The sequence below is a fragment of the Streptomyces desertarenae genome, from assembly GCF_042681365.1.
Classification (GTDB): domain Bacteria; phylum Actinomycetota; class Actinomycetes; order Streptomycetales; family Streptomycetaceae; genus Streptomyces; species Streptomyces desertarenae.
Map to the genome: position 1 here is coordinate 256,008 of NZ_JBHUFU010000002.1, position 23,599 is coordinate 279,606.

22 protein-coding genes, 1 tRNA gene, 1 other RNA gene and 3 pseudogenes are annotated in these 23,599 nt (G+C 74.0%); 17 read left to right on the forward strand and 10 right to left on the reverse strand.

The window, feature by feature from the left end:
* Window positions 1–16: 16 nt before the first annotated feature.
* Entirely contained in the window at window positions 17–1,186 is a 1,170-nt protein-coding gene (locus tag ACFSJS_RS05310; RefSeq protein ID WP_380897263.1) for a glutathione-independent formaldehyde dehydrogenase, read from the reverse strand.
* 533 nt (window positions 1,187–1,719) lie between these two features.
* Here ACFSJS_RS05310 and ACFSJS_RS05315 point away from each other — a divergent pair.
* A complete protein-coding gene (locus tag ACFSJS_RS05315; RefSeq protein WP_380897265.1) occupies window positions 1,720–3,345 on the forward strand; it encodes a cation:proton antiporter in 1,626 nt (541 codons plus the stop codon).
* A gap of 132 nt (window positions 3,346–3,477) precedes the next feature.
* On the opposite strand, the gene ACFSJS_RS05320 is transcribed toward ACFSJS_RS05315, so the two are convergent.
* On the reverse strand, window positions 3,478–4,371 hold the full coding sequence (locus tag ACFSJS_RS05320; RefSeq protein ID WP_380897267.1) for a phosphorothioated DNA-binding restriction endonuclease: 894 nt from the start codon (window positions 4,369–4,371) through the stop codon (window positions 3,478–3,480).
* A gap of 307 nt (window positions 4,372–4,678) precedes the next feature.
* Between ACFSJS_RS05320 and ACFSJS_RS05325 the strand changes: the two genes are divergently transcribed.
* The 5 genes from ACFSJS_RS05325 (at window position 4,679) to ACFSJS_RS05345 (ending at window position 8,533) form a co-directional block, all read left to right on the forward strand.
* On the forward strand, window positions 4,679–5,269 hold the full coding sequence (locus ACFSJS_RS05325; RefSeq protein WP_380897269.1) for a DUF5994 family protein: 591 nt from the start codon (window positions 4,679–4,681) through the stop codon (window positions 5,267–5,269).
* A gap of 564 nt (window positions 5,270–5,833) precedes the next feature.
* Window positions 5,834–6,205, forward strand: a complete 372-nt coding sequence (locus ACFSJS_RS05330) for an STAS domain-containing protein (protein WP_380897271.1) — start codon at window positions 5,834–5,836, stop codon at window positions 6,203–6,205.
* A 130-nt stretch (window positions 6,206–6,335) separates the two neighbouring features.
* Complete coding sequence (locus ACFSJS_RS05335) at window positions 6,336–6,635, forward strand: hypothetical protein (RefSeq protein ID WP_380897273.1); 300 nt, start codon at window positions 6,336–6,338, stop codon at window positions 6,633–6,635.
* Window positions 6,636–7,079: 444 nt separating this feature from the next.
* Window positions 7,080–8,192 carry a hypothetical protein gene (locus tag ACFSJS_RS05340; RefSeq protein WP_380897275.1) on the forward strand — a complete coding sequence of 371 codons (1,113 nt, stop codon included), beginning with the start codon at window positions 7,080–7,082 and terminating at the stop codon, window positions 8,190–8,192.
* Window positions 8,189–8,533 carry a hypothetical protein gene (locus ACFSJS_RS05345; protein ID WP_380897277.1) on the forward strand — a complete coding sequence of 115 codons (345 nt, stop codon included), beginning with the start codon at window positions 8,189–8,191 and terminating at the stop codon, window positions 8,531–8,533. Before ACFSJS_RS05340 ends, ACFSJS_RS05345 begins: the two co-directional genes overlap by 4 nt.
* Window positions 8,534–8,718: 185 nt before the next feature.
* Here the strand turns inward: ACFSJS_RS05345 and ACFSJS_RS28030 are convergent.
* Window positions 8,719–8,855: pseudogene (locus ACFSJS_RS28030) on the reverse strand (IS701 family transposase); the annotation flags it as partial.
* 157 nt (window positions 8,856–9,012) lie between these two features.
* Here ACFSJS_RS28030 and ACFSJS_RS05350 point away from each other — a divergent pair.
* Window positions 9,013–9,702, forward strand: a pseudogene (locus tag ACFSJS_RS05350) (site-specific integrase); the annotation flags it as partial.
* Window positions 9,703–9,781: 79 nt separating this feature from the next.
* Here the strand turns inward: ACFSJS_RS05350 and ACFSJS_RS05355 are convergent.
* Window positions 9,782–9,869, reverse strand: a tRNA-Ser gene (locus ACFSJS_RS05355).
* A 117-nt stretch (window positions 9,870–9,986) separates the two neighbouring features.
* Between ACFSJS_RS05355 and ffs the strand changes: the two genes are divergently transcribed.
* The 5 genes from ffs to ACFSJS_RS05380 all read left to right on the forward strand — a co-directional run bounded on the left by ffs (window position 9,987) and on the right by ACFSJS_RS05380 (window position 14,208).
* An RNA gene (gene ffs / locus ACFSJS_RS05360) (signal recognition particle sRNA small type) lies at window positions 9,987–10,085 on the forward strand.
* A 41-nt stretch (window positions 10,086–10,126) separates the two neighbouring features.
* Window positions 10,127–12,313: a DNA polymerase III subunit gamma and tau gene (locus tag ACFSJS_RS05365; RefSeq protein WP_380897279.1), complete on the forward strand. Its 2,187-nt coding sequence runs from the start codon at window positions 10,127–10,129 to the stop codon at window positions 12,311–12,313.
* Between the two features lie 144 nt (window positions 12,314–12,457).
* Window positions 12,458–12,793, forward strand: a complete 336-nt coding sequence (locus ACFSJS_RS05370) for a YbaB/EbfC family nucleoid-associated protein (RefSeq protein ID WP_380897280.1) — start codon at window positions 12,458–12,460, stop codon at window positions 12,791–12,793.
* 157 nt (window positions 12,794–12,950) lie between these two features.
* Entirely contained in the window at window positions 12,951–13,550 is a 600-nt protein-coding gene (recR, locus tag ACFSJS_RS05375; protein WP_093657343.1) for a recombination mediator RecR, read from the forward strand.
* The gene (locus ACFSJS_RS05380) at window positions 13,543–14,208 is read left to right on the forward strand and encodes a DUF5063 domain-containing protein (RefSeq protein WP_380897284.1); all 666 of its coding nucleotides are present in this window, start codon (window positions 13,543–13,545) and stop codon (window positions 14,206–14,208) included. The genes recR and ACFSJS_RS05380 overlap by 8 nt, the downstream gene beginning before the upstream one ends.
* A 470-nt stretch (window positions 14,209–14,678) precedes the next feature.
* Here the strand turns inward: ACFSJS_RS05380 and ACFSJS_RS05385 are convergent, their stop codons facing one another.
* The 3 genes from ACFSJS_RS05385 to ACFSJS_RS05395 all read right to left on the reverse strand — a co-directional run bounded on the left by ACFSJS_RS05385 (window position 14,679) and on the right by ACFSJS_RS05395 (window position 15,839).
* Window positions 14,679–14,912: a DUF7848 domain-containing protein gene (locus ACFSJS_RS05385; RefSeq protein ID WP_380897287.1), complete on the reverse strand. Its 234-nt coding sequence runs from the start codon at window positions 14,910–14,912 to the stop codon at window positions 14,679–14,681.
* Window positions 14,909–15,223 carry a hypothetical protein gene (locus tag ACFSJS_RS05390; RefSeq protein WP_380897289.1) on the reverse strand — a complete coding sequence of 105 codons (315 nt, stop codon included), beginning with the start codon at window positions 15,221–15,223 and terminating at the stop codon, window positions 14,909–14,911. The genes ACFSJS_RS05385 and ACFSJS_RS05390 overlap by 4 nt, the downstream gene beginning before the upstream one ends.
* Window positions 15,224–15,347: 124 nt before the next feature.
* Complete coding sequence (locus ACFSJS_RS05395) at window positions 15,348–15,839, reverse strand: MarR family transcriptional regulator (RefSeq protein WP_380897291.1); 492 nt, start codon at window positions 15,837–15,839, stop codon at window positions 15,348–15,350.
* Window positions 15,840–15,923: 84 nt separating this feature from the next.
* Here ACFSJS_RS05395 and ACFSJS_RS05400 point away from each other — a divergent pair, with 84 nt between their 5' ends.
* A complete protein-coding gene (locus ACFSJS_RS05400) occupies window positions 15,924–16,373 on the forward strand; it encodes an HGxxPAAW family protein (RefSeq protein ID WP_380897293.1) in 450 nt (149 codons plus the stop codon).
* 74 nt (window positions 16,374–16,447) lie between these two features.
* Here the strand turns inward: ACFSJS_RS05400 and ACFSJS_RS05405 are convergent, their stop codons facing one another.
* From ACFSJS_RS05405 to ACFSJS_RS05415, 3 genes are all read right to left on the reverse strand, one after another.
* Window positions 16,448–17,617 carry a zinc-dependent alcohol dehydrogenase gene (locus ACFSJS_RS05405; RefSeq protein ID WP_380897294.1) on the reverse strand — a complete coding sequence of 390 codons (1,170 nt, stop codon included), beginning with the start codon at window positions 17,615–17,617 and terminating at the stop codon, window positions 16,448–16,450.
* Window positions 17,614–18,087 (reverse strand): hypothetical protein, encoded by a 474-nt coding sequence (locus tag ACFSJS_RS05410; protein WP_380897296.1) that lies wholly within the window; start codon window positions 18,085–18,087, stop codon window positions 17,614–17,616. The genes ACFSJS_RS05405 and ACFSJS_RS05410 overlap by 4 nt, the downstream gene beginning before the upstream one ends.
* A 202-nt stretch (window positions 18,088–18,289) precedes the next feature.
* Window positions 18,290–18,574, reverse strand: coding sequence for a WGxxGxxG family protein (locus tag ACFSJS_RS05415; RefSeq protein WP_380897298.1), 285 nt, complete (start codon window positions 18,572–18,574; stop codon window positions 18,290–18,292).
* 444 nt (window positions 18,575–19,018) lie between these two features.
* On the opposite strand from ACFSJS_RS05415, the gene ACFSJS_RS05420 reads away from it, so the two are divergent.
* From ACFSJS_RS05420 to ACFSJS_RS05435, 4 genes and pseudogenes are all read left to right on the forward strand, one after another.
* Complete coding sequence (locus ACFSJS_RS05420) at window positions 19,019–20,290, forward strand: aspartate kinase (protein WP_380897300.1); 1,272 nt, start codon at window positions 19,019–19,021, stop codon at window positions 20,288–20,290.
* A complete protein-coding gene (locus ACFSJS_RS05425; RefSeq protein ID WP_380897302.1) occupies window positions 20,287–21,396 on the forward strand; it encodes an aspartate-semialdehyde dehydrogenase in 1,110 nt (369 codons plus the stop codon). The genes ACFSJS_RS05420 and ACFSJS_RS05425 overlap by 4 nt, the downstream gene beginning before the upstream one ends.
* Before the next feature lie 429 nt (window positions 21,397–21,825).
* Entirely contained in the window at window positions 21,826–22,398 is a 573-nt protein-coding gene (locus ACFSJS_RS05430) for a SigE family RNA polymerase sigma factor (protein WP_380897595.1), read from the forward strand.
* Window positions 22,395–23,599 (forward strand): annotated as a pseudogene (locus ACFSJS_RS05435) (hypothetical protein); the annotation flags it as partial. The gene ACFSJS_RS05430 and the pseudogene ACFSJS_RS05435, both read left to right, overlap by 4 nt.

Here is a 23,599-nt window from a genome sequence, read left to right on the forward strand (position 1 = left end):
CCGCCCCGCGCGTTCCCTAAGCGGCGGCCTTCTCCTTCCGGTGCCCGTCGCTCATCCCGGGCCGGAGCAGGACCTTGGTCCAGCCGTCCTCCCGGCGGTCGAAGCGCCGGTAGGCGTCGGGGGCGTCGTCCAGCGGGAGCCGGTGGGAGACCACGAAGCTCGGGGTGGCCCGGCCCGCGATGATCAGGTCGCGCAGTTGCCGGTTGTACGCCTTGACGTTCGCCTGGCCGGTCCCCATCCGCAGGCCCTTCTCGAAGAACCTGCCGATCCGGAAGAGGAGTTCGCCCTTCTTGGCGCTCTCGCTCGGGCCGCCGGGGTCCGAGGGCACGTACAGTCCGACGACGCCCAGCATCCCGGTGGGACGCACGCTCTCGACGAGGGTGTTGAGCACCATCGCCGGCTGCTCCTCCCCCTCGGCGACGGTGGCCTGGTAGCCGACGGCGTCGATGCCCTTGTCGGTGCCCTCGCCGCCGGTGTGCTCCATGATCTGCTCGGCGGCGTCGCCCTCGCTGTAGTCGATCGGGGTCGCGCCGATCCGCCCGGCGAGGCGGAGCCGGTCCGGCTGCCGGTCGACGACGAAGACGCGCGAGGCACCGCGCAGCACCGAGGAGTAGGCCGCCATCAGCCCGACCGGCCCGGCGCCGAACACGCACACCGTCTCCCCGGGGGAGACCTCCGCCAGCTCGGTCGCGTGGTAACCGGTGGGGAAGATGTCGGCGAGCAGGGCGAAGTCGTCCTCGTGCTCGTCCCCCGCGGGGAGCTGCAGGCAGTTGAAGTCGGCGAACGGCACCCGCAGGTACTGCGCCTGCCCGCCCGTGTAGGGGCCCATCGAGACGTAGCCGTAGGCGCCGCCCGCGAACCCCTTGTTGACCGTCAGGCAGAAGCCCGTCTTCCCGGCCAGGCAGTTCTTGCAGAAGCCGCACGCGACGTTGAACGGCAGGACGACCCGGTCCCCCTCGCGTACCGTGGCGACGCCGGGGCCGACCTCCCGGACGACCCCCATGTTCTCGTGGCCGAACACGATGCCCGGCTCGGCGCCGGTACGGCCTTCGTACATGTGCAGGTCGGAACCGCATATGGCCGACGTCGTGACCTCGATGACCACGTCCGTGGGGTCCTGGATGCGGGGGTCGTCGACCTCCTCGACGGCCACGCTGAACGGTTCCTTGTAGACGACGGCTTTCATGGGACGCCTCTCTTCCGTGTCCGTTCGTCTCGTCGGTGCCGACGTGGTGCGGGTGGTCCGCGAAGGCGTCGTCCGAGGCGGGGCCTTCGTTCCTTCCGGCGAGAGTGGGCGGGTGTCCGTGCGGGAAGCGGCGAAACCTCCCGGGGACGGGACCGCCGGCGCGGGTGCCGAAGGGGAGAAAAGCACTAATCTTGGACAGAAGCCGTCCGTCGGGGGTGATGCCGGTGTACCCGATGCCGCCCCGGCGGCGCCGATGGCCGCGGACCTGCCCGAGAGGGCCGGGGAGACCGCCGGCCGGCTTCCCCCGGGCACCCTCCCCGCGGCCCGGCACGCGATGGCGGAGGTGCCCCCGCGAGGTGTCGGCCGTCCCCGGGCACGGGCCCTGACGGGGCCTGACGGGGGCGGACACCGGACGGCCCCGCCCGGGCCGGCTCCCGCCCGGGGCCGCCGGCCGCGGTGCTCCACGCGGGCACCCGCCCCGCGGGCACGCCGGTGCCCCGCCCCCGCGACCCACCCCTGGAACGAGCCAGGCCATGGAACCGCACGACTTCTCCCTCGTCGCCGCCGTCCTCGCGCTCTCCGCGGCCGTGGGCCTGCTCGCCACCCTGCTGCGGCAGCCGCTGATCGTCGCTTTCATCGGCGCCGGCATCGTGGTCGGTCCCACGGGCCTGGGCTGGGTGGAGGCGGAGGGCACCGTCGACCTGCTCGCCCGGCTGGGCATCGCCGTCCTGCTGTTCCTGGTGGGCCTCCGGCTCGACCTGCACCTGGTCCGCGCCACCGGGCCGGTCGCGCTGGCCACCGGCCTCGGCCAGGTACTGTTCACCTCGGTCTTCGGCTGGCTGATCGCGCTGGCCCTGGGCATGGACGCCGTGACGGCCCTGTACGTGGCGGTGGCGCTCACCTTCTCCTCCACGATCATCATCGTGAAGCTGCTCTCCGACAAACGGGAGCTGGAGCAGCTCCACGGCCGCATCGCGGTGGGCCTCCTGATCGTCCAGGACATCGTCGTGGTGCTGGTGATGATCGCGCTGACCGCCTTCGGGCAGCGCTCGGGCGGCAACGTGCCGCTGAGCATCGCGCTGGTGCTCGCCAAGGGCCTGGGACTGCTGGCGGGCGCCGTGCTGCTGATGCGGTACGTCCTGCCCCGCCTGCTGCACCACGTCGCCCGCTCGCAGGAGCTGCTGGTGCTCTTCGGGGTGGCCTACGCCGTCTCGGTCGCCGCGCTGAGCCAGTGGCTGGGCTTCGGCTCGGAGGTCGGGGCGTTCCTGGCGGGCGTCTCGCTGGCCCCCACCACCTACCGCGACGCCCTGGGGGCCCGGCTGGTCAGCCTGCGCGACTTCCTGCTGCTGTTCTTCTTCCTCCAGCTCGGCGCCCGGCTGGAGTTCGCCGGCGCCGCCGAGCAGATCACCGCGGCGGTGGTCCTCTCCCTCTTCGTGCTCGTCGGCAACCCGCTGATCGTCCTCCTGATCATGGCCGCCCTGCGCTACCCGGCACGGGTGGGCTTCCTGACCGGGCTCACGGTCGCCCAGATATCGGAGTTCTCCCTGATCCTGGCCGCGCTGGGCCACGGCCTCGGCCACATCGACCGGGCCGCCGTCAGCCTGATCACCATCGTGGGGCTGGTCACCATCGGCGGCTCCACCTACCTCATCCTCTACTCCCAGCGGATCTGCCGGCGCCTGGAACACCTGCTGGGCAGGATCGACAGGGCGCCCGGACGCCGGGAGCCCGCCGGGGGCCACGGAGACGTCGACGTGATCCTCTACGGACTGGGACGCTTCGGCGGCCCGCTGGCCGACCGGCTCACCGCCTCCGGGCACCGGGTCCTGGCGGTGGACTTCGACCCCCACCGCGTCAGGCGCAACGACCGGGACGGGGTGACGGCCGTCTTCGGCAGCGCCGAGGACGTGCACTTCCTGGAGACCCTGCCGCTGGCCCGGGCGCGCTGCGTGATCAGCACCATCCCGCTGCTGGAGACCAACAAGATCCTGCTGCACGGCCTGCGGCACCACCGGTACCGGGGCGGAACGGCCTTCACCGCCCACAGCCGCCGGGCCGCCGAGCAACTGCGCGCCGCGCGGGTCGACCTCGTCATCGAGCCCTTCGACGCCGCGGTCTCGGCGGCGGGCGACGCGCTGGACGAGATGCTGCGCAGGTGACCGGGGGCGGCACCCCGGCGGGGGCGTGCGCGGGGCCCGCCCGCCGGGCGCCGCGCGCCCCGGCCGTCCGGGCGGCGGCCGCGACCGGCCCGACCTCCGGCCCTGATCCCCGGCCCTGATCCCCGGTCCGGGTCAGCTCGCGGAGGCGGCGCGCGGGGCGCCGTGGAAGACCTGCCGGAGGTGCCAGGCCCGGTGGGCCGCGGCGACGGGGCGGGCGCCCGGCCGGGGGCCGAGCAGCGGGCGGCCCGCGAGCGCCGTCACGTGGTCGCGGGCCGGCCGGCTCCCCCCGGCGAAGTGCCGGGAGACCAGGACCCGGTGGCCGTCGCCGACGCCGAGCACGCCCTTGTCGAACAGCTTGTGGTGCAGGGAGCACAGGCACAGGCCGTTGTCGACCTCGTCCGGCCCGTCGTACGCCCACCAGCGCACGTGCGCGGCCTCCAGCCCGACCGGCACCGCGCCGATCCTGCCGTCGTAGCCGCAGAAGGCGCACCGGTACTCGTAGGCGGTCAGCACCAGCTCCCGCATCCGGCGGTCCCGCTGCCGCCGGCCGGCCGGCAGCCGTACGGCCTCCACCGGCCCCGGTTCCAGACCGACGGCCGCGCACAGCTCACCGTGGAGCGACGGCGGGAAGTGCAGGTCGAGCAGGAGCTGCGCCATCCGGCCGAGCAGCTGCGGATCGCGCCGCAGCGCCGCCCGCAGCTCCGGCACCAGCCGGCCCGCGGCTCCCGAGGCGCGCAGTTCCCGCACTCCGGTGCCGGGGCTGCCGGGCCCGCGGTCGGTGCGGACCTCCCACACCCCGTCGCCGGTCAGGTGGTGGAAGGGGTAGGCGGGGGTCGTCGCGTTGGGCGGCCCGTACTCGGCCAGCAGCCGCCCGAGGTCCTCCTCCACCGCGCTGTAGCGCAGCTCGCCGGCGGAGTCCTCCCGGAACCGGCCGAGGGCGTACAGGAGCAGCAGGGGCTTGTGCGGTGCGCGCGTCCCACCCCGGGTCCACTGCCGCAGCCCCGCGACACGCTCGAGCCAGTCCACGACGGGCGATCGTAGCGGCGCCGCAGGACGGCCGGGGCGGCGGGGAACGCCGAAGGGCCGAGAGGGGGTCACCGTGCCCCGGACGCGGCCTTGGAAGCGCTGTTCCGGGGAAGGGGCGCGAGGATCGGTTCGCCCGTCGGACGCACGGTCCGCACAATCCGTTCGGCCTGTCCGGTCCGTTCGGCCCGTTCGAGGAGTACGCTGGAAACACCGAGGATACTTCGCGCACCGGCCTCCACGCCGGTGTCGTTTTCGGTGACCGAATACGCTGGGCCGGCTGCGCCGGCCCGGGGGCAGGGTCCGCGTCATGACCGCGACCATCCATCACCCGCCGGTATCCGAAGACCACTCCTCCTCTCCTCCCCTGCGCCTGTCGCTGGCTCCCGCCGGTTCCGCACCGGCTCCGCTGGACGGCGCCTGGTGGCCGCGCTCCCGCGACCTCGGGGCGGAGCTCCCCGCACTGACGGCCGTCCTCGATCCGCTGTGGGGGCGGATCACCCGGGTCACGGTGAACCCCGTCCACTGGCCGGTCGTCCCGCGGAAGGTGCCCGTCGCCGGGCACGTGGTGAAGGTGGGCTGGTTCCTGGCCGAGCAGGACCCGCACGCGCTGCTGCTGCTCTCGTACCACGTGGGCCACTGGAACCTGCTGGTGATCCCGCCGCAGACGAACCCCGTCTCGGCCGCCTGGCTGATGGCCGCCGCGAGTGACCCGCTGGGCACGTCGACCGCGAGCCGGCTGACGGAGGAGGCGGCGCGCCTGCGGACGGCGGACGAGGCCGACCGGGCCGTCGAGGTGGTCCGGGACTCCGAAGGGGGCGTGAGGCCCGCGGTTCCGGCCTCGCGTCCGCGGAGCCCGGAGGTCACCGCCGCGACGCCGAATCGGCCGGGGGTGGTGTGAGGGCCGCGAGGCTCCTTCGCGCCCGGGGCCGCGGCCCCGGTGCCGACTGCTCCGGATGCGTTCCCCGTCCACCCGCCCGACTCGCGGCACGGTGAGCGCGTCGCCGCCTTCCACAACCGCTGCCCCGGGACCGACGCCTACGGTGCCGCAGGAGGTACGCGGCAGAGCCGGATCCGGTCCTGCCGACGGCCCCGCGACGGGGACGGCCCCGGCGCCGCATCTTCGAACCGCCCTGCGCGGAGGGGCCGTCCGCGCGACGTTGAGCGCAACCCGGTTCCGGCCGCCCGGCCGCCCGGTCCACGGACCGCGCTTCCGGCAGGACGTCCCGGACCGGACCCCGGCAGCACACGACCACCCGGACACGGTGCCTGCGGGGGCGGGCCCTCCGCCCGGTCCCCCCGGCGCATCCCCGTACGACCGGGCCGGCCACCGCGTCCGGAAACTCGGGCCGCCGGACCGGCCGTTCACCCCGCCACCGCGCACCCCCGTACCGGCGGTACGCCTCGAGGGCCGACCCGGCCTGCCTCGCGGTGCTCTGCGGCGGGCCGTCCGAATCGAGGAGCCATGGCCCTTCCACAGCTGAACGTCCACCGGCACGACCGCAGCACCCGCGCACTGATCACCCTCGTGGGAGAGATCGACCTGACCACGACCCCGCTGGTGCGCATCGCGCCGGCCGAATGCCTGCGTGACGGCATCCGCGCCGTCGACGTCGACCTCACGGCGGTCACCTTCTGCGACGGCAGCGGACTCAACGCCTTCCTCGCGGCGTCCCGGCTCGCCACCGAGGCCGGAACGACCCTGCAACTGCACTACCCGCCGCCGACCATGGTCCGGGTCACCGAGGTCACCGGTTCCGGCTTCCTGCTCCACCCCGTCCACGTCGCTCAGGTACCGCCGCGCCGGATCCCCGCCGCCGCGGACGGTGCGCTGTGACGCACCCGGCCCGGCGGGAACAGCCGCCGCGGGGCGCGAGGGAGCGTGGTGGCGGGGGTTCGAGGGACCCCTCCCCCAGGCCGTCGAACAACTCACCGCGTCCGGACACGTCTTCGCGATCACCGAGACCGTGGTACATCCCCGCACGGGCGACCCGGGCCTCGCCCGCCGGCTCCAGCAGCGCCTGCTCGCCGACCACCACGCCTCGCTCGGGGCGACGCTGGTGGACCAGGCGGACTCCGCGGCCCTCGACGCCTTCCTGTCGTGGGGATGGCAGGAGGTCGGAGCGATCCGCAGGCCGCCCGACCCGGCGGTCCTCCGGCCGTCCGACCCCGTGCTGCTGCGGGCCCTGGTCCTTCCCCTCGGGCCGGGCGCGGCTGTCCGTCCGGACGGGCTCGCCCACGAGAGCCGCACCCAGCGGCCCGGCTGACGGACCGGGGCCGGCCGGTCGGCCCGGAGCACGCCGCCGGCGGCCGAGCAGGCATCCGAGACGGAACACGTCGAAGGGCCCCACCGCGGACGGTGGGGCCCTTCGACATCGTGCCCGGTGAGGCACTGGCGGAGGATACGAGATTCGAACTCGTGAGGGGTTGCCCCCAACACGCTTTCCAAATGTTCGCACGGGCGTCCGGTGGGAGCCGTAGGTGTCCTGACCTGCGGCGGAGTATTCGGTTCGGCTCCCTCTGGACGGGGCCGGACGGAGCCGAATGAGACCGGAACTGAGACCAAGGCGAGCGGAACGCTCTGTCCGGAGGCCGTCTGTGACGTTCCCGGAGCGGCGTTGACTCGGCTCTCACCTCGGCGAAACCAGAGCCGCGTCGTCGAGTCGGTGGATTCTCCAGTGCAGGCGCAGACGGCGTTCGGTGGGTGTCTCATGGACCTGCACGAGGTCGATGACCGGCAACAGGTCTTCCAGCCGAAGGCGGACCGGCAGCCGGGCCAGGTCGGAGAGGGGGTCGCCGAATGCGACCAGTTCCCAGTCGAGAAGACCGGGTGGCCGACGGCCCGCGCGGCCGAGCCGCTGCGGCAGTGGGAGGACCTGCGGGCCAGCACCGGCTTCCTGGACTTCCTGGCGGAGCTGACCGTCGACGTCGACGCGATCCGCGAAGAGGCCGAGGACTACTACAACAAGACCAAGGACCACTATGGCGACGCCCTGCGGGTGGAGTCGGAGGCCCGCGAGAAGTGCGTTGCCGATATCAGGGCGGCCTACCGGTCCCTGCCCGACTTCCGCGGCACCGTTCCGGACCCGCTGAAGTTCCTCGACGGCCTGAAGGCCCTGCGCCCCGAGGTACGGCAGGCCGCCGACGACCCCAACGTCCAGCTCCCCGGCTCCGGCACGAAGGTGGACGCCATCCCCACCACTGGTGAGAACGTGGTGGCCTCCGAGACTCTGTACCGGATCCGGACCAGAATCGATGGCCTGCCCGAGGGCCAGGGGAACAACTATTGGCTGCCGTCGACCTCCGACGAGGACCGGCGCACGTACATCTCGGCCAACAGGCAGCTCATCAAGGCCGCCGCCGAGGACTCCGGGCTGCCGCCCGAGATGGTCGCCGGGATCGCCTGGCAGGAGGTGGCGGGCGACCCCGGCTGGCTGGACGACGCGGCCTACGAGGGGCGCAAGATCCTTCCCGGCAGCGAGGACTCCGACAGGACCTCGATGGGGCCGATGGCCATCCAGGTTCGCCGGGCCGCGGAGGTTCTGGGCTACGATCCCGGCAACCTCACCGACACGCAGCGCAGCACCGTCGTCGAGGCGATCAAGGACCCCGCGCAGAACATCTTCATAGCCTCGGAGTACCTGGCTCAGCTCAAGGCCGAGAGCGGCTTCGCCGACGTACCCCCGGAGCAGATGACCCGCGAGCAGATGCAGGAACTCGCCGCCCGCTACAACGGCGGCCCCTATTACGAAAGCCCCGACGCCCAGGCGTACGGCCGGGGTTTCGATCAGAAGCTGGACCAGGCGAAAGAGGCACTGAAATGAGCGATGCAGCCTCCTCCCCCGCCCCGGCGCGGGGCGGACGGAGGCCGAACACCACCGGCCGCGCCGGCACCGTGGCGGGTGCGGTCCTCCTGCTCCCGGCGCATGCGGTGGCGGGCTACCTCCTCTTCCTGGCGTACATGTCCGGGACCGCCAATCCGTGGGAACCGGACGCTGCCGCCCATTCCGGCATCGCTGCGGGGCTGGTGCTGCCGGTCACCGGTGTCTCCGCGCTGCTGACCCGGGGGTTCGTGAGGGCCGGGCACCTGCGCCGGTGGTGGTACGTATTCCCCGTGCTCCTGGGCCTGGCCGCGCTGCTGCGGCTGACCGTCCTCGCGCCCTGAATCCGGGCGAAAGCACACCTTCAGACGCAAGACTGCACGGCTACCGCTATGCACATGGTTATGGTCCCTGCTGCGGCATGTGAACCGCTCCGGGCCTGATGGAGGCTCTGGCCTGCCTCGAGCTGCGCGGAGTCGACCGTGACCAGGGCTGACCACCTGCACCGGTCCCGGGACGGTTCACACGTCATCGGCCCGGGCCGAACATGACCGGCCTGTTCGGCCAGCTGCCAGCAGTTCTTGCGCTCGACGGCAGGCCGAGCAGATAGGCGCGGGCGGTTGCCCGCGGCCCAACCCGCCCGAATCGCCCCGCGAGCCGGGCCATGATCTGGTTGAGCTCATCCGCCAGCGGGCGGAGTTTACGCCATGGCCCGTAGCCACCGCACGATCTTCGTTTGTCCACACACCAACCGATGATCACGCGGTGGCCGTACCCGTTCCCAGCCGGGTCCACTGCAAGACCGCGCAAAGTCAGACTGGAGTACAGCATCGAGGAGATGCAGAGCCTGCTGCTGGAGGCGTCCAAGCTCCGCAACAGCGCGCGCTGGGTCGTCGCCCTGGCGCTCGGCCTCCGGCAGGGTGAGGCGCTGGGCCTCCAGTGGGAGGACGTGGACCTGGACGCGGGCTATCTGCGCATCCGCCGGAGCCGTCTCCGGCCGAAGTACCGGCACGGGTGCGGCGACACCTGCGGCAGGATGGCCGGCTACTGCCCTCAGCGCGAGCAGGTGCGGCGCGAGCACAAGACCACGAAGTCCCGTGCCGGTCGCCGCACGGTCGGCCTGCCCGATCCGCTGATCAAAATCCTGCGCCGGCACCGCGACACGCAGGAGGCGGAACGGTTCGCGGCGGGCTCGGCCTGGGAGGGCAAGGGCTACGTCTTCGCGTCTCAGACCGGTGGGCCGCTGAGCCCGAACACCGACTACCACGTCTGGAAGCAGCTCCTACGGGACGCGGGCGTGAGAGACGGCCGGCTGCATGACGCTCGCCACACCGCGGCGACCGTCCTCCTGGTCCTCGGCGTCCCCGATGTCGTCGTGGACGCGATCATGGGGTGAGAGCCCGGGGGAGCCGCCCGGATGCGGGCCCGCTACATGCACATCACCGGACCGATGCTGCGGAAGGCGGCCCAGCAGGTCGGCGACGCCCTCTGGGATGCTCCGGGGACCGACTGAGACGGAAACTGAGACGGAACACGTCGAAGGGCCCCACCGCGAACGGTGGGGCCCTTCGACATCGTGCCCGGTGAGGCACTGGCGGAGGATACGAGATTCGAACTCGTGAGGGGTTGCCCCCAACACGCTTTCCAAGCGTGCGCCCTAGGCCTCTAGGCGAATCCTCCGCCGCAAACAATACAAGACGCGGGGGAGTGGTCGCGAACCCGATCCCCGCCCGGCCCCCGTGGCCTCCCTCACGGCGCCCCGTGGCCCTGGCACCGCCCGGCATCCGGTAGGCTGGGCGCAGCCCCTCACGTGGCGCCATCTCGCTGAACTCCCCCAGGGCCGGAAGGCAGCAAGGGTAGGTGAGCTCTGGCGGGTGCGTGAGGGGCGCTGACGTTCCCGGGCCCGGTTGTCGGTGCGGGCCGATATCGTCGGATGCGTGTCGTCCCTCGCGCTGTACCGCCGCTACCGACCCGAGACCTTCGCGGAGGTCATCGGGCAGGAGCACGTCACCGATCCCCTGCAGCAGGCCCTGCGCAACAACAGGGTCAACCACGCGTACCTCTTCAGCGGGCCGCGCGGCTGCGGGAAGACGACCAGCGCCCGCATCCTGGCCCGCTGCCTGAACTGCGAGCAGGGCCCGACGCCGCAGCCGTGCGGCGAGTGCCAGTCCTGCCGGGACCTGGCGCGCAACGGCCCGGGCTCCATCGACGTCATCGAGATCGACGCCGCGTCCCACGGTGGTGTGGACGACGCCCGCGACCTGCGCGAGAAGGCGTTCTTCGGACCCGCCTCCAGCCGGTACAAGATCTACATCATCGACGAGGCGCACATGGTCACCCCGGCGGGCTTCAACGCCCTGCTGAAGGTGGTCGAGGAGCCGCCGGAGCACCTGAAGTTCGTCTTCGCGACCACCGAGCCGGAGAAGGTCATCGGCACGATCCGGTCGCGCACCCACCACTACCCGTTCCGGCTGGTGCCGCCGGGCACCCTGCGCGACTACCTGGCCGAGGTGTGCGAGCGCGAGGCGATCCCCGTGGAGGACGGGGTGCTGCCCCTGGTCGTGCGCGCCGGCGCCGGCTCCGTGCGCGACTCGATGTCCGTGATGGACCAGCTGCTGGCCGGGGCGGGCGAGGACGGCGTGACGTACGCCATGGCCACGTCGCTGCTGGGCTACACCGACGGCGCGCTGCTGGACGACGTGGTGGACGCCTTCGCCGCCGGGGACGGTGCCGCCGCCTTCGGAGTGGTCGAGAGGGTCGTCGAGGGCGGCCACGACCCGCGGCGGTTCGTCGCCGACCTGCTGGAGCGGCTGCGCGACCTGGTGGTCCTGTCGGCCGTGCCCGACGCGACGGAGAAGGGCCTGATCGACGTCCCGGCCGACGTGGCGGAGAAGATGGCGGCCCAGGCGTCCGTCTTCGGCCCGGCCGAGCTGAGCCGGGCGGCGGACATCGTCAACGAGGGCCTGACGGCCATGCGCGGCTCCACCTCGCCGCGGCTGCAGCTGGAGCTGATCTGCGCCCGGGTGCTGCTGCCCGCCGCCTACGGGGACGAGCGCTCGCTCCAGGCCCGGCTGGACCGGCTGGAGCGGGGTGTGGGCCTGGCGGGCGGCCTCGGCGCCCCCGCCCCCGTGCCGCCCGGGCCGGGACCGGCCGCCCCTCCGCCCCCGGCGGCTCCGGCCCCCCCGCCCGCGGCAGCGGCCGCTCCTCCGCCCGCCCCGGCTCCTCCGCCCGCCCCCGCGCAGCCCGGGCCGCGGCAGTCGGCTCCCCCGCCCGCCCAGGAGAGCGGCCGGCGGCCCGGTGCCTGGCCCGCGGCCGCGACCCCGGGCCCGTCCGGCGCCCCCGGCCCGGCCGGCGGCGACGGGGGCGCCGGCGGCCCGGAGGGCGAGCGGCGCCCCGGCGCCTGGCCGACGGCCGCCCCGGCCGGAGGCGGAGGGCAGCCCGGAGCACCCGCCGCCCGCGGGAGCGCGCCCCACGCCCCGGCGCCCGCCCCCCAGCCGGCCCAGGGCGCCCCGGCGGCCCCGGGCGGCGGCCAGGGGGCCGCGCAGGTGCGCCAGATGTGGCCCGACGTCCTGGAGGCGGTCAAGGGCCGCCGCCGGTTCACGTGGATCCTGCTCAGCCAGAACGCCCACGTCGCCGGGTTCGACGGCGGCACGCTCCAGCTCGGCTTCTCCAACCAGGGAGCCCGGGACAGCTTCGTGAACGGCGGCAGCGAGGAGGTGCTGCGCGCCGCGCTGGCCGACGCCTTCGGCGTCCAGTGGCGGATCGAGACCGTCGTCGATCCGTCCGGTGGGGCCGGTTCCGGCGCGGCCGCGCCGTCCGGTCAGGCCGCTCCGGGCCCCTTCCGGCCGGCCGCGGCGCCGCCCGCCGCGGCTCCGTCCCCGCCGGCTGCGCCCCTGCCCCCCGCCGCGCCGTCCTCCCCGCCGCGGCCGGCGCACCGGGCTCCGGGCGGCGAGGCGCCCGCGGAAGGGGGCGAGGCCGGGCCGCCGGCCCCCGCCCACGTGGCGCCGGAGGACGACGTGCCGGCCGAGGACGATCCGGATCTGGACGAGACGGCCCTGTCCGGGCACGAGCTGATCGTGCGCGAGCTGGGCGCGACGGTGCTGGAGGAGATGTACCACGAGTGACGCCCGCCTGACGGCTGTGCGCCGGAAGCGGGGTGACCGCGGCATTGCGGGGCCGGGAGGCGGGGGAAGCGCGTACGCTCAGGGTTACGGAGTACGAGGCAGGTACACGTACGCACACGTCGTCGACGAGCCAGGAGCGAAGCCGTGATTCCCGGTGGTGGTCAGCCCAACATGCAGCAGCTGCTTCAGCAGGCCCAGAAGATGCAGCAGGACCTCGCCGCGGCCCAGCAGGAGCTGGCCGAGTCCCAGGTCGAGGGTTCCGCCGGCGGCGGCCTGGTGAAGGCGACGGTGAGCGGGGCCGGCGAGCTCAAGGGCCTCGTCATCGACCCCAGGGCGGTGGACCCGGAGGACACCGAGACCCTCGCCGACCTCGTCCTGGCGGCCGTCCGCGACGCCGGTGCCGCCGCGCAGCAGCTTCAGCAGCAGAAGCTCGGCCCGCTCGCCCAGGGGCTGGGCGGGATGCCGGGCCTGCCGTTCTGAGGCGGCGGGCGGGGGTCTTCGCGGGACTCCCGGAGGGTACGGGAGGGGTGCGGCACCCCGGAGCATGCCGCACGGAAAACCGGATACGAGCGTACGGTCGGAGCGGGGACCGCACGAGCGGCAAGGGCAAGCGGTAGGAAGAGTGGAGTAGGCGGCCGTGTACGAAGGCGTTGTTCAGGACCTCATCGACGAGCTGGGCAGGCTGCCCGGCGTCGGTCCGAAGAGCGCGCAGCGGATCGCCTTCCACATCCTCCAGGCCGAGCCGGCGGACGTGCGCCGGCTCGCCCACGCACTGACCGAGGTGAAGGAGAAAGTCCGGTTCTGCGAGGTCTGCGGCAACGTCGCGGAGGCCGAGCGCTGCCGGGTCTGCCAGGACCCGCGCCGCGACCCGTCGGTCATCTGCGTCGTGGAGGAGCCCAAGGACGTCGTGGCGATCGAGCGGACGCGCGAGTTCCGGGGGCGCTACCACGTGCTCGGCGGCGCGATCAGCCCGATCGAGGGAGTCGGACCGGACGATCTGCGGATACGGGAACTGCTGGCCAGGCTCGCCGACGGCACCGTCACCGAGCTGATCCTGGCCACGGATCCCAACCTCGAAGGGGAGGCGACGGCCACCTACCTCGCGCGCATGGTGTCCTCCATGGGTCTGCGCGTGACACGGCTGGCCAGCGGCCTTCCCGTCGGAGGAGATCTGGAGTACGCCGACGAGGTCACGCTGGGACGTGCCTTCGAGGGGAGAAGACTGCTCGATGTCTGAAGCCATGCCGGAGACCAGGAACCCGGGCCGGGACCCGGACGACTTCGCGGTGCAGATCGCGGACCAGATCGAGAGCTTCATCGTGGCGGTCACCGAGGTGGCCAGGGGCGACGAGCCGGACAGCGCCGTCCCCTACCTGCTGCTGGAGGTCTCCCAGCTCCTGCTGGCCGGCGGCCGGCTGGGCGCGCACGAGGACATCGTCCCGGAGGAGCGGTACGAGCCCGACACCGGGCCGGAGCCCGACGTCGACGAGCTGCGCATGCGGCTGGCCCGGCTGCTGGACCCGGTGGACGTCTACTCGGAGGTGTTCGACCCGTACGCGCGCAGCGCCCCGGTCGCCTGCCGCATCTCCGACGACCTCGCCGACGTCCTCACCGACCTGCGGCACGGCATGGCCCACTACCGTGCCGGGCGGATCAGCGAGGCGCTGTGGTGGTGGCAGTTCTCCTACCTCTCCAACTGGGGCCCGACGGCCTCGGCGGCCCTGCGCGCCCTCCAGTCGCTGGTCGCCCACGTCCGCCTGGACACCCCGCTGGACGAGCTCGACGGCCTGGACACCGACGCCGGTGCCGACGACAGCCAGCTGGAGAGGGAGGCGGGCGCGGTGATGGCCGCGGAGATCGCCGCCCCGCTGGGCATCAAGCCGACCCTCGACTGAGGCCTGAGCCCCCGCCCGCGGACCGGCCCCGGGCTCCGGGCGCACCGCCGCCCGCCCCGGGGCGGCCCGGCCCTCCCCCGGAGCGCCACGCCGAAGCCCGGTGCCGGTGAGGAGACGGGCTTCGACGCCTCCGGCACGGTGGCCGACCCCGACCGGGACGGCTGCGGGGACATCGCGCTCGGCCGCCCGCGGGAGTCCCGCGGGAGCGGTTCCGCGGACATCCGGCGCGGCGGCTCCGCAGCCGTCCCGGTGGTAGCACCGGTACCACCCGGTCCGGCGGCGGGATCGCCGGCGCACCGGAGGCGGGCGACCGGTTCGGGGCCCGGGTGCCGGCGGCCGGCGCCACCTGCGGCGGCCGCGCGGACCTGTTCGCGGACCGCCCGCTGCTCGGCACCACCACCTCCGGCACCACCGCCACCGGCGTCCGGAGCATCCCCACCGGCCTCCTGGGACCGCCCCGGACGGCCGCCTCAGGGCATCCACGCGCGCCAGGGGCGGTGGACGACCTCGCGGTAGGTGTGGTGGGAGGGGTTGCGGCCCGCGTGGCGGAACGTCCAGTCCTGGACGTCGGCGAAGTCCACGCTCGTCCCGGACCGCCGGCCGCACACCGCGCACTCCATCGCGTACGTGACCGGCTCGGCGTCGGGTTCCCGGTCGGGGGCGAGGGTCCAGTCGGCGAACCGGATGACGGTGCGGATGCTCACGGCAGTCGCCTCCCGAAGTCGTGGTCGTGCCCGCGGCTCCGGCCGGGGGCGCGTTCGCGGCCCCGGGGCGGCGGTTCCCCGCGCGCGCCGGCGGTCCGCAGCGCGTCGGCCAGCCGGCGCGCCGTGTCGGGTGTGCACCGCCCCAGCTCCACCAGCGGCGGGTCGGCCGCCCGGCCCGCGTACGAGACGAGGTCGACGCGGAGGGACGGCAGCGTGACGCCCGCCTGGCGCAGCGCCTTCCGCAGCGCGTCCGCCGCCTCCTCCGCGACCCTGAGCCGCTCCCCGTCGACATGCCGTCCGGTCGTGACCATGGCCGGCCTCCCGTGTGTGCGGAGTGTCACCTACAGGAACACAGGGTGACGTGTGCGGGCCGGATGCGCCAGGGGTAGGCCGATCCGGTGACCCCTGCGGGTGGCGCGGACGGGCGCGCCGGGGTCAGCGGCTCCCGCCGGGGGAGCGCAACTCGTCCAGGCGCTCCCGCATCAGCTCGGCGGCGCGGGCGAACCAGTCGTTGAGGACGGCCACCTCGTCCGGGGTGTAGTCGGCGAACAGCTCCGACAGCGCCTCGTAGAAGGGCCCGTACACCTCCGCGGTCCGCTCGACGGCCGCCTCCTCGGGGACGATCCGCACCCGCCGGCGGTCCGTCGGGTCGGGCTCCCGGCGGGCGTACCCGGCCCGCTCCAGGCGGTCCAGGACCCCGGTGACGGCGCCGCTGGTGAGGTCGGCCAGGGCCGCCAGCTCCCCGGCGGTGAGGGGACGGCCGTTCCCGGCCGCTCCGAGGACGTGGCCCAGGCAGGTCAGGTCGGTGACGTTCAGCCCGAGGCGCTGGGCGATGCCGTGCTGCCCGACCAGGCTGAGCGCGATGAGCCGGTCCATGGCCCCCAGCGCCTGCTCGGCCGAGGCCTCGGGGCGGGCCTTGCCCTCCATCCACATTCTCCTTAGTATCTAAGATAATTAGTAAGCGAGCTAAGATGTTTTGGGTCGACCCGCCCCGGAAGAACAGGAGGGCACATGAGCGGCCTGCACGACGACGCATACGACCTGGGCCACACCGTGGCGGGATGGACGGGCACCGTCCTCGCGCTGACCGGATGCGCGGGGGCAGGAGTCGCCCTGTGCGCGGCCTGGCCCCCGGGCATCGGGATCGGTCTGGCGGTGGTCGCCGCCGGCGGACTGGTCACCTGGGTGCTGCACCTGGCGGGTTGGGGCAAGCCGAGCGGCCCTCGCCCGGCGGACCAGTGGGACTGGCGGGTCAAGGATCCCATGACCGGCCACGGCGAGTGCCGGGGCTGCCGCCTGGCGGGGCCGTTCGCCCCCGCGCGCCGCCGGGCCACGGGGGGCGGGCCGGCCCCCGCACCCGGCGCGGCGGGGCGCGGGGCCGGCCCGGCGGGCCGCCCGGCACGGGGAGCGGACGGCGGGACCGGGGGCCGGGAACCGCAGCCGTCGGCCGCGGGGGCGTGACCCGGCGCGGGCACCGGCGCAGGGCCGCGGACGGACGCCCGCCCGCGGCCCTGCCGGTGCCCGCACCCGCGGCCCTACGGGTGGAAGACGGCCCGCACGCAACCGTCCTTCTTGTGCTTGAACATGTCGTAGCCCTTGGGCGCCCGGTCCAGCGACATGGTGTGGGTCGCCAGGTGCGAGGTGCTGATCTCGCCCGCCGCGATGCGGTCCAGCAGCATCGGGACGTACCGCTGGCCGTGCTGCTGGGCCCCGCGCAGGGTCAGCCCCTTGTTGACCACCGCGCCCAGCGGGAACTTGTCGACCACCCCGCCGAAGACGCCCAGCACGAAGACCGAACCGCCCTTGCGGCAGGCGTGGATCGCCTGGCGCACGGCGGTGGGCCGGTCCGTCTGGAGTCGCAACTGCTGCTTGACCTGGTCGTACAGGTAGTCGGGGCCGGTGCTGTGGGCCTCCATGCCGACGGCCTCGATGCACACGTCCGGGCCCCGGCCGCCGGTACGCTCGCGCAGTTCGGCGGCGACGTCGGTGGTGGTGTAGTCGATGGTCTCGGCGCCGATGAACTCCTCCGTCATCGCCAGCCGCTCGGGGATGCGGTCGATGGCGATGACGCGCTCGGCGCCCATGAGGATCGCAGCCCGCGCCGCCATCTGCCCGACCGCGCCGCACCCCCACACCGCGACCACGTCACCGGGCTTCACCCCGCCCAGGTCGGCGCCCATCCACCCGGTGGGGACGGAGTCGGAGGCGAACAGCGCGCTGACGTCGTCCACGCCCTCGGGGACGGTGAAGGCGCCGTAGTCGGCGAAGGGCACCCGCACGTACTCGGCGTGGCTGCCGCGGATGCCGCCCATGGCGTGCGAGTAACCGAAGATCCCGCCGGACTCGTAGCCGAACAGCGCCTGGCCCACCCCGGGGTTGGTGTTGGTGTTGTCGCACAGCGACCACAGGTCGTTCCGGCAGTACCAGCAGCGGCCGCAGCCGATGAAGGAGCACACCACCACCCGGTCGCCGACCTTGTGGCGGCGCACCGCCGAGCCGACCTCGACGACCTCGCCGACGAACTCGTGCCCGATCACGTCCCCGGCCTTCATGGCGGGGACGTAACCGCCGATCAGATGCAGGTCGGAGCCGCAGGTGGTGCCCAGCAGCAGCCGCACGACGACGTCCTGGTCGTTGCGGATCTCCGGATCCGGGATCTGCTCGACCGAGAGCTTGTTGACGCCCTCCCAGCACAGCGCCCTCACAGCACTCCCTCCCCGCCGGCGCGCCGCGTCGCCAGTCCGACGAGCTTCCCGCCCAGGCCGTCCTCCCGCGCGGTCGGCGGCGCGTCCGGCAGCATCACCTCGCCGGCCTCCAGCAGGGACTTCGCCTCCCGCAGCGCCCGGCGAACCTCCTGGTACGGGTCGCGGCCCGCGAGCCGGGACGGCAGCGAGGAGCCGGACCGGGACTCCGGATCGCGCAGGCGCACCGCCAGTTCGGTGCCGCGGTCGCCGGGGGCGGGCCGCACGGTGACCTCCAGGGCGTCGCCGAACTCGTCCAGCGGCTCGGGCGGTGCGCTCCGGGGCATCACGTCGGTGGGGGCGCGGTCGATGGTGACCACCAGCCAGCGGTCGTCGCGCCGCGCGTCCCCGCGCGAGGAGGTCCTCCTGCGCAGGACGGCCGCACCGGCCCCGGCACCTGCCAGGACCAGCGCCGCACGTGCCAGGTGATTCATGGCTTCCGCCTCCCGTGCCTCGTCCGTGCCGGCTGCGGCGCCGTACCGCCGCGGGCTGTTCGCAGTACCCCGGACGGGACGGGCCATGCGCGGGCTGCGCGGCCCGCCCACGGCCGGTGTGCCGACCGTGCGCGGGCCGTGCGGGAGGGCGGATGCCGCGGCCCCGGAACCGTCGTCCGGGGCCGCGGCGGTGCGCCACCGGTCACATGCCGGTGTTCCGCGATCGGTGGTCGGTGGTGTCCTTCTTCTTCCGGGGGATGAGGCCGAGCAGGCCGAGCAGGCCGAGCAGGCCCCACAGGCCGCCGTTGCCGCCGCCGTCGTCGTCCTCGTTCTGGGCCAGGTGCTCCTGCGCCCCGGGCGCCTCCGCGGACGCCGCCACCGGTGCGGACGCCCTCGCGGCGTCGGCCGCCGGCTGGGCGACCGCGGTCGTCGCGGGGGCGAGGGCGAGGACGAGAGCGGTCGCGACCGCTGCGGTGTTCTTGTGCATGTGTTCTCCATGCCTTCCTGGGTGTGACCACGCGGCCAGGCCCGGACCGGAACGCCTCTGTCGCACTCGACCTCCCGGCGTCCGTGCCTTCCGCCTCTCGTGGTCCATCCAGCGGCACGGCACCGCGCGCGTCCATCCGGGAGCACCGCAGAAGGGCCGTTCGGGTGACGACGGGCGTGTTTTCGGCGGGCGGACGGCGGGAGGGGCGCCGGACGCTTCCCCCTCCCCGGATGTGAGCTGCGCAACGTTTCCGTGTGAAGGCGGTGTGAGCGGGCATGGGTGCCCGCTGAGCCGGTGCGAAGGGGCGCCGCGCCGCGCTGCCCCGTGGGCGGGACATCTCACCATGTGGTGGAGGCGGGGCCGGAAAGGGCCTGCTCGGTAGACTGAGCCGACCGTCGGGCCCCTGCACGGGGGCCCCGGAAGACAGAATTACGAGGAGCGCACGTGGGCCTTGTCGTGCAGAAGTACGGCGGCTCCTCCGTTGCCGATGCCGAAGGCATCAAGCGCGTCGCCAAGCGAGTCGTCGAAGCCAAGAAGAACGGCCACCAGGTGGTCGTCGTGGTGTCGGCGATGGGTGACACGACGGACGAGCTGATCGATCTCGCCGGAGAGGTGTCCCCGATCACGTCGGGGCGCGAGTTCGACATGCTGCTGACCGCCGGGGAGCGGATCTCCATGGCGCTGCTGGCGATGGCGATCAAAGCCCTCGGCCACGAGGCGCAGTCCTTCACCGGCAGCCAGGCCGGCGTCATCACCGACTCCGTCCACAACAAGGCCCGCATCATCGACGTCACACCGGGCCGCATCCAGACCGCGCTGGACGAGGGCAACATCGCCATCGTCGCCGGCTTCCAGGGCGTCTCCCAGGACAAGAAGGACATCACCACCCTGGGCCGGGGCGGCTCGGACACCACCGCGGTGGCGCTGGCCGCCGCGCTGAACGCCGAGGTCTGCGAGATCTACACCGACGTCGACGGCGTGTTCACCGCCGACCCGCGGGTCGTGAAGAAGGCCCGCAAGATCGACCGGATCTCGTTCGAGGACATGCTGGAGCTGGCCAGCTCCGGCTCCAAGGTGCTGCTGCACCGCTGCGTCGAGTACGCACGCCGTTACAACATCCCGATCCACGTCCGCTCGTCCTTCTCCGGGCTGCAGGGCACGTGGGTCGGCAACGAACCGCAAGGGGACCAGCCGATGGAGCAGGCGCTCATCTCCGGTGTCGCGCACGACACCTCCGAGGCGAAGATCACGGTCGTCGGGGTGCCGGACAAGCCGGGCGAGGCCGCGAAGATCTTCCGGGCCATCGCGGACGCCGAACTGAACATCGACATGGTGGTGCAGAACGTCTCCGCCGCGTCCACCGGCCTGACCGACATCTCCTTCACCCTCCCCAAGACCGACGGCCGCCGGGCCATCGAGGCACTGGAGAGGGCGAAGGCCGGCATCGGCTTCGACTCCCTGCGCTACGACGACCAGATCGCCAAGATCTCGCTGGTCGGCGCGGGCATGAAGACCAACCCGGGCGTCACCGCCGCCTTCTTCGAGGCGCTGTCGGGCGCCGGCGTCAACATCGAGCTGATCTCCACCTCCGAGATCCGCATCTCGGTCGTGACCCGCAAGGACGACGTCAACGAGGCCGTCCGGGCCGTGCACACCGCCTTCGGTCTGGACAGCGAGAGCGACGAGGCCGTCGTCTACGGGGGCACCGGGCGATGAACCCCGCCGGGGGACTCCCCCGCGGCGGCACCGGTCGCGCCGGACGGCCCACCCTGGCCGTCGTCGGCGCGACCGGTGTCGTGGGCACCGTGCTGCTGGGCCTGCTGTCGGAGCGCGCGGACGTCTGGGGGGAGATCCGCCTGGTGGCCTCGGAGCGCTCGGCGGGCCGCAAGCTCACCGTGCGCGGCGAGCAGGTCGAGGTCCTCGCCCTCGCGGAGGACGTCTTCGACGGGGCCGACGTCGCGCTCTTCGCCGTGCCCGGCGAGGTCGCCGCCCACTGGGCGCCCGCGGCGGTCTCCCGGGGAGCGGTGGCCGTCGACGGCTCCGCCGCGTTCCGCATGGACCCGGACGTCCCGCTGGTGGTGCCCGAGGTCAACGCCCGCGCCGCCCGCGTCCGGCCGCGCGGCATCGTCGCCGGCCCCTGCTGCACCACCCTGACGATGATCGTCGCGCTGGGCGCCCTGCACGCCGAGTGGTGCCTGGAGGAGCTGTCCGTCGCCTCCTACCAGGCCGTCTCCGCCTCCGGCCGGTGCGGCGTGGACACCCTGCGCGAGCAGCTCGCCGCCGTCGCCGGCACGGAGGCGGGCACCCAACCCGGCGACCTGCGCCGGACGGTCGGCGACACCGGCCCCTACCCGGCGCCGATCGCGCTCAACGTCGTCCCCTTCGCCGGCTCCTTCGCGGGGGACGGCTGGACCACCGAGGAGCTGGCGGTCCGCGGCGAGTCGCGGAAGGTCCTCGGGCTGCCGCGGCTGCGCGTCTCGGCCACCTGCGTCCGCGTCCCCGTCGTCACCACCCACTCGGCGGCCGTCCGCGCCCGCTTCGAGAACGAGGTGACCGCGGAGAAGGCGCACGAGATCCTGGCGGGCGCGCCCGGCGTGGTGGTCTGCGACGACCCGGCCGCCGGCGAGTTCCCCACCCCCGCCGACGCGGTGGGCACCGACCCCGCCTGGGTCGGGCGCATCCGGCGCTCCCTGGACGACCCTCAGGGGCTGGAGTTCTTCGTGTGCGGGGACAACCTCCGCAAGGGCGCCGCCCTCAACACCGTGCAGATCGGCGAGCTGATCGCCGCCGAGCTCCGGGAGGGCCGGCCCCGGCTGCCGTGAGGGGCGGCCGCGGAGGAGGGCCCCGCACCGGCGCGGCTGCGGTCCGGCGCCGGTGGGACGCGCGGTGGCATCCGGGACGGACCGGACACGCCGGAGCGGTTCGTGAAGAACTTGTGATGAACCGATCCCGTGAACCGCTTGATCCATACCAACCTCCTGCGTGAGGATTCTGACTCCGCATGCCCGGAACCACAGCACGGGCGCAGGCGTCTCCTTTCCCACTGCCGGAACTCGAGGGCGCCGACACGGCGGCAGAGAGGATGAGGTGGTGCGCATGGGGTCCTTCGGCTCATCGACGGAAACGACGGCCCGCGCGTACAACCCTGACGGGGGGCAGCGTGTCCAACTTGCGTGGCAGAGGCACTCGGAATCGCAACGGCGCCCGTGCGGGCACCCGGTCGCAGCGGCGCACCGGGCAGGAGCATGCCCGTGATCGCGCCCTGGTCGGCGTCCCGGCCGGCCCCGCAGCTCCCCGCGCAGCCGAGGGACGCTGACGGCGCGATGGCAGCGGGCACCACAGTCGACCACCTCACCGAGACCTACCGCGCCCACTACCGTTCCCTGCTCGGCCTCGCCGCCCTGCTCCTGGACGACACCGCCTCCTGCGAGGACGTCGTCCAGGAGGCGTTCATACGGGTCCACTCGGCACGCAGCCGGGTGCGCGAGCCGGAGAAGACCCTGGCGTACCTGCGGCAGACCGTCGTCAACCTCTCCCGCTCCACCCTGCGCCGCCGCATCCTCGGCCTGAAGCTCCTCTCCAAGCCGATGCCCGACATGGCGAGCGCGGAGGAGGGCGCGTACGCGCGCATCGAGCAGGACGAGTTGAAGAGGGCGCTGCGCAAACTCCAGCGCCGCCAGAGGGAGGTGCTCGTCCTGCGGTACTTCGCGGACATGACGGAGGCCCAGGTGGCCGAGACGCTCGGCATCTCGCTGGGCTCGGTGAAGGCCTACGGCTCGCGCGGCATCGCCGCACTGCGGGTCGCCATGGGGGCGCCCGCATGAGCGGCGACAGGAAGCCGGACGCCGTACGGCCCGGCGACGAGCGGCACGGCGCCGAGGAGGCGGCCGGCACCGGCGGGGCGGAGGGCGCCCGGCCGGAGGGCGGACCGGGCGAGGAGAGCCGCTCCGAGGGCGACGGGCCCGGGGACGGTCGGCACGAGGAACGGCGCGGCCCGCGCGGTGAGGACGGCCCCGGTGCCGGGCCGCGCGGTGAGGACGGGGAGCGGGCGGCGGTCCCGCTGCGGGGCCGGGCCGGGGACGGACCGGAACCGGACGGCGGTCCCGACCTGCTGGGCCTGGACGAGCAGGCGCTGCGGACGCTCCTGCACGACGCCGTCCGCGAGGTCGAGCCGTCCCCCGGCTCCCTCGAACACCTCCGGGTCGCCGTTCCCGCCCGCCGGGCCCGCCGCCGGCAGATGACGGTCGGCGCGGTCGCGGCGGCGCTCGTCGTCGGCATCGCAACACCCGCCCTGATGCAGAGCGGCGTCGTCTCCCGGGTCCTGGACGGCAGCACCACCAGCGCCGCGAGCAGCCACGACCAGGACGGCGGCAGCCAGGCCGGCGTCCAGGGCGGCGGCAGCGCGCGACAGGACGGCGACGGAGGCCCCGGCGACGGCGCGGCCGCCCCCTCCGAGTCGGCCGGCCCCTCGGGAGGGAGCGACAGCCCCTCCCCCGACGCCAACGACACCCTCGGCCCCACCTCGCCGAGCTGCCTGCGCTCGCAGCTCGGCGACGGGGGCACCACCCTGGAGGCGCCCGGGGCCGGCGGGCAGGTGTACGGCTCCTTCCGGATCACCAACATCTCGGACTCCTCCTGCAAGGTGAAGGGCCCCGACACGGTCAGCGCCGCCGTCACGGGGACGGCCGACCCCTCCGGCGTCAGCGTCGTCGACCACACCCCCGGCGACAGGGCGGACAGGCTGCCCGATCCCCGGCTCGAACCCCGCTCGATCATCCTGGAGCCCGGGCAGTCCTACGTGGTGCGGTTCGCCTGGGTGCCGAACGGCGGCACCTGCCCGGCGGCCCCCGGCCCCGCCCCGGAGCCGGGCCCCGGAGGCGACAGCGGTGACAGCGGCGGGTCCGGCGGCACCGACCCGACGGGCGGCTCCGGCGGTGCGGGCGAGACCGGCGGGTCCGGCGGCACCGACCCGACGGGCGGCTCCGGCGGTGCGGGCGAGACCGGCGGGTCCGGCGGCACCGACCC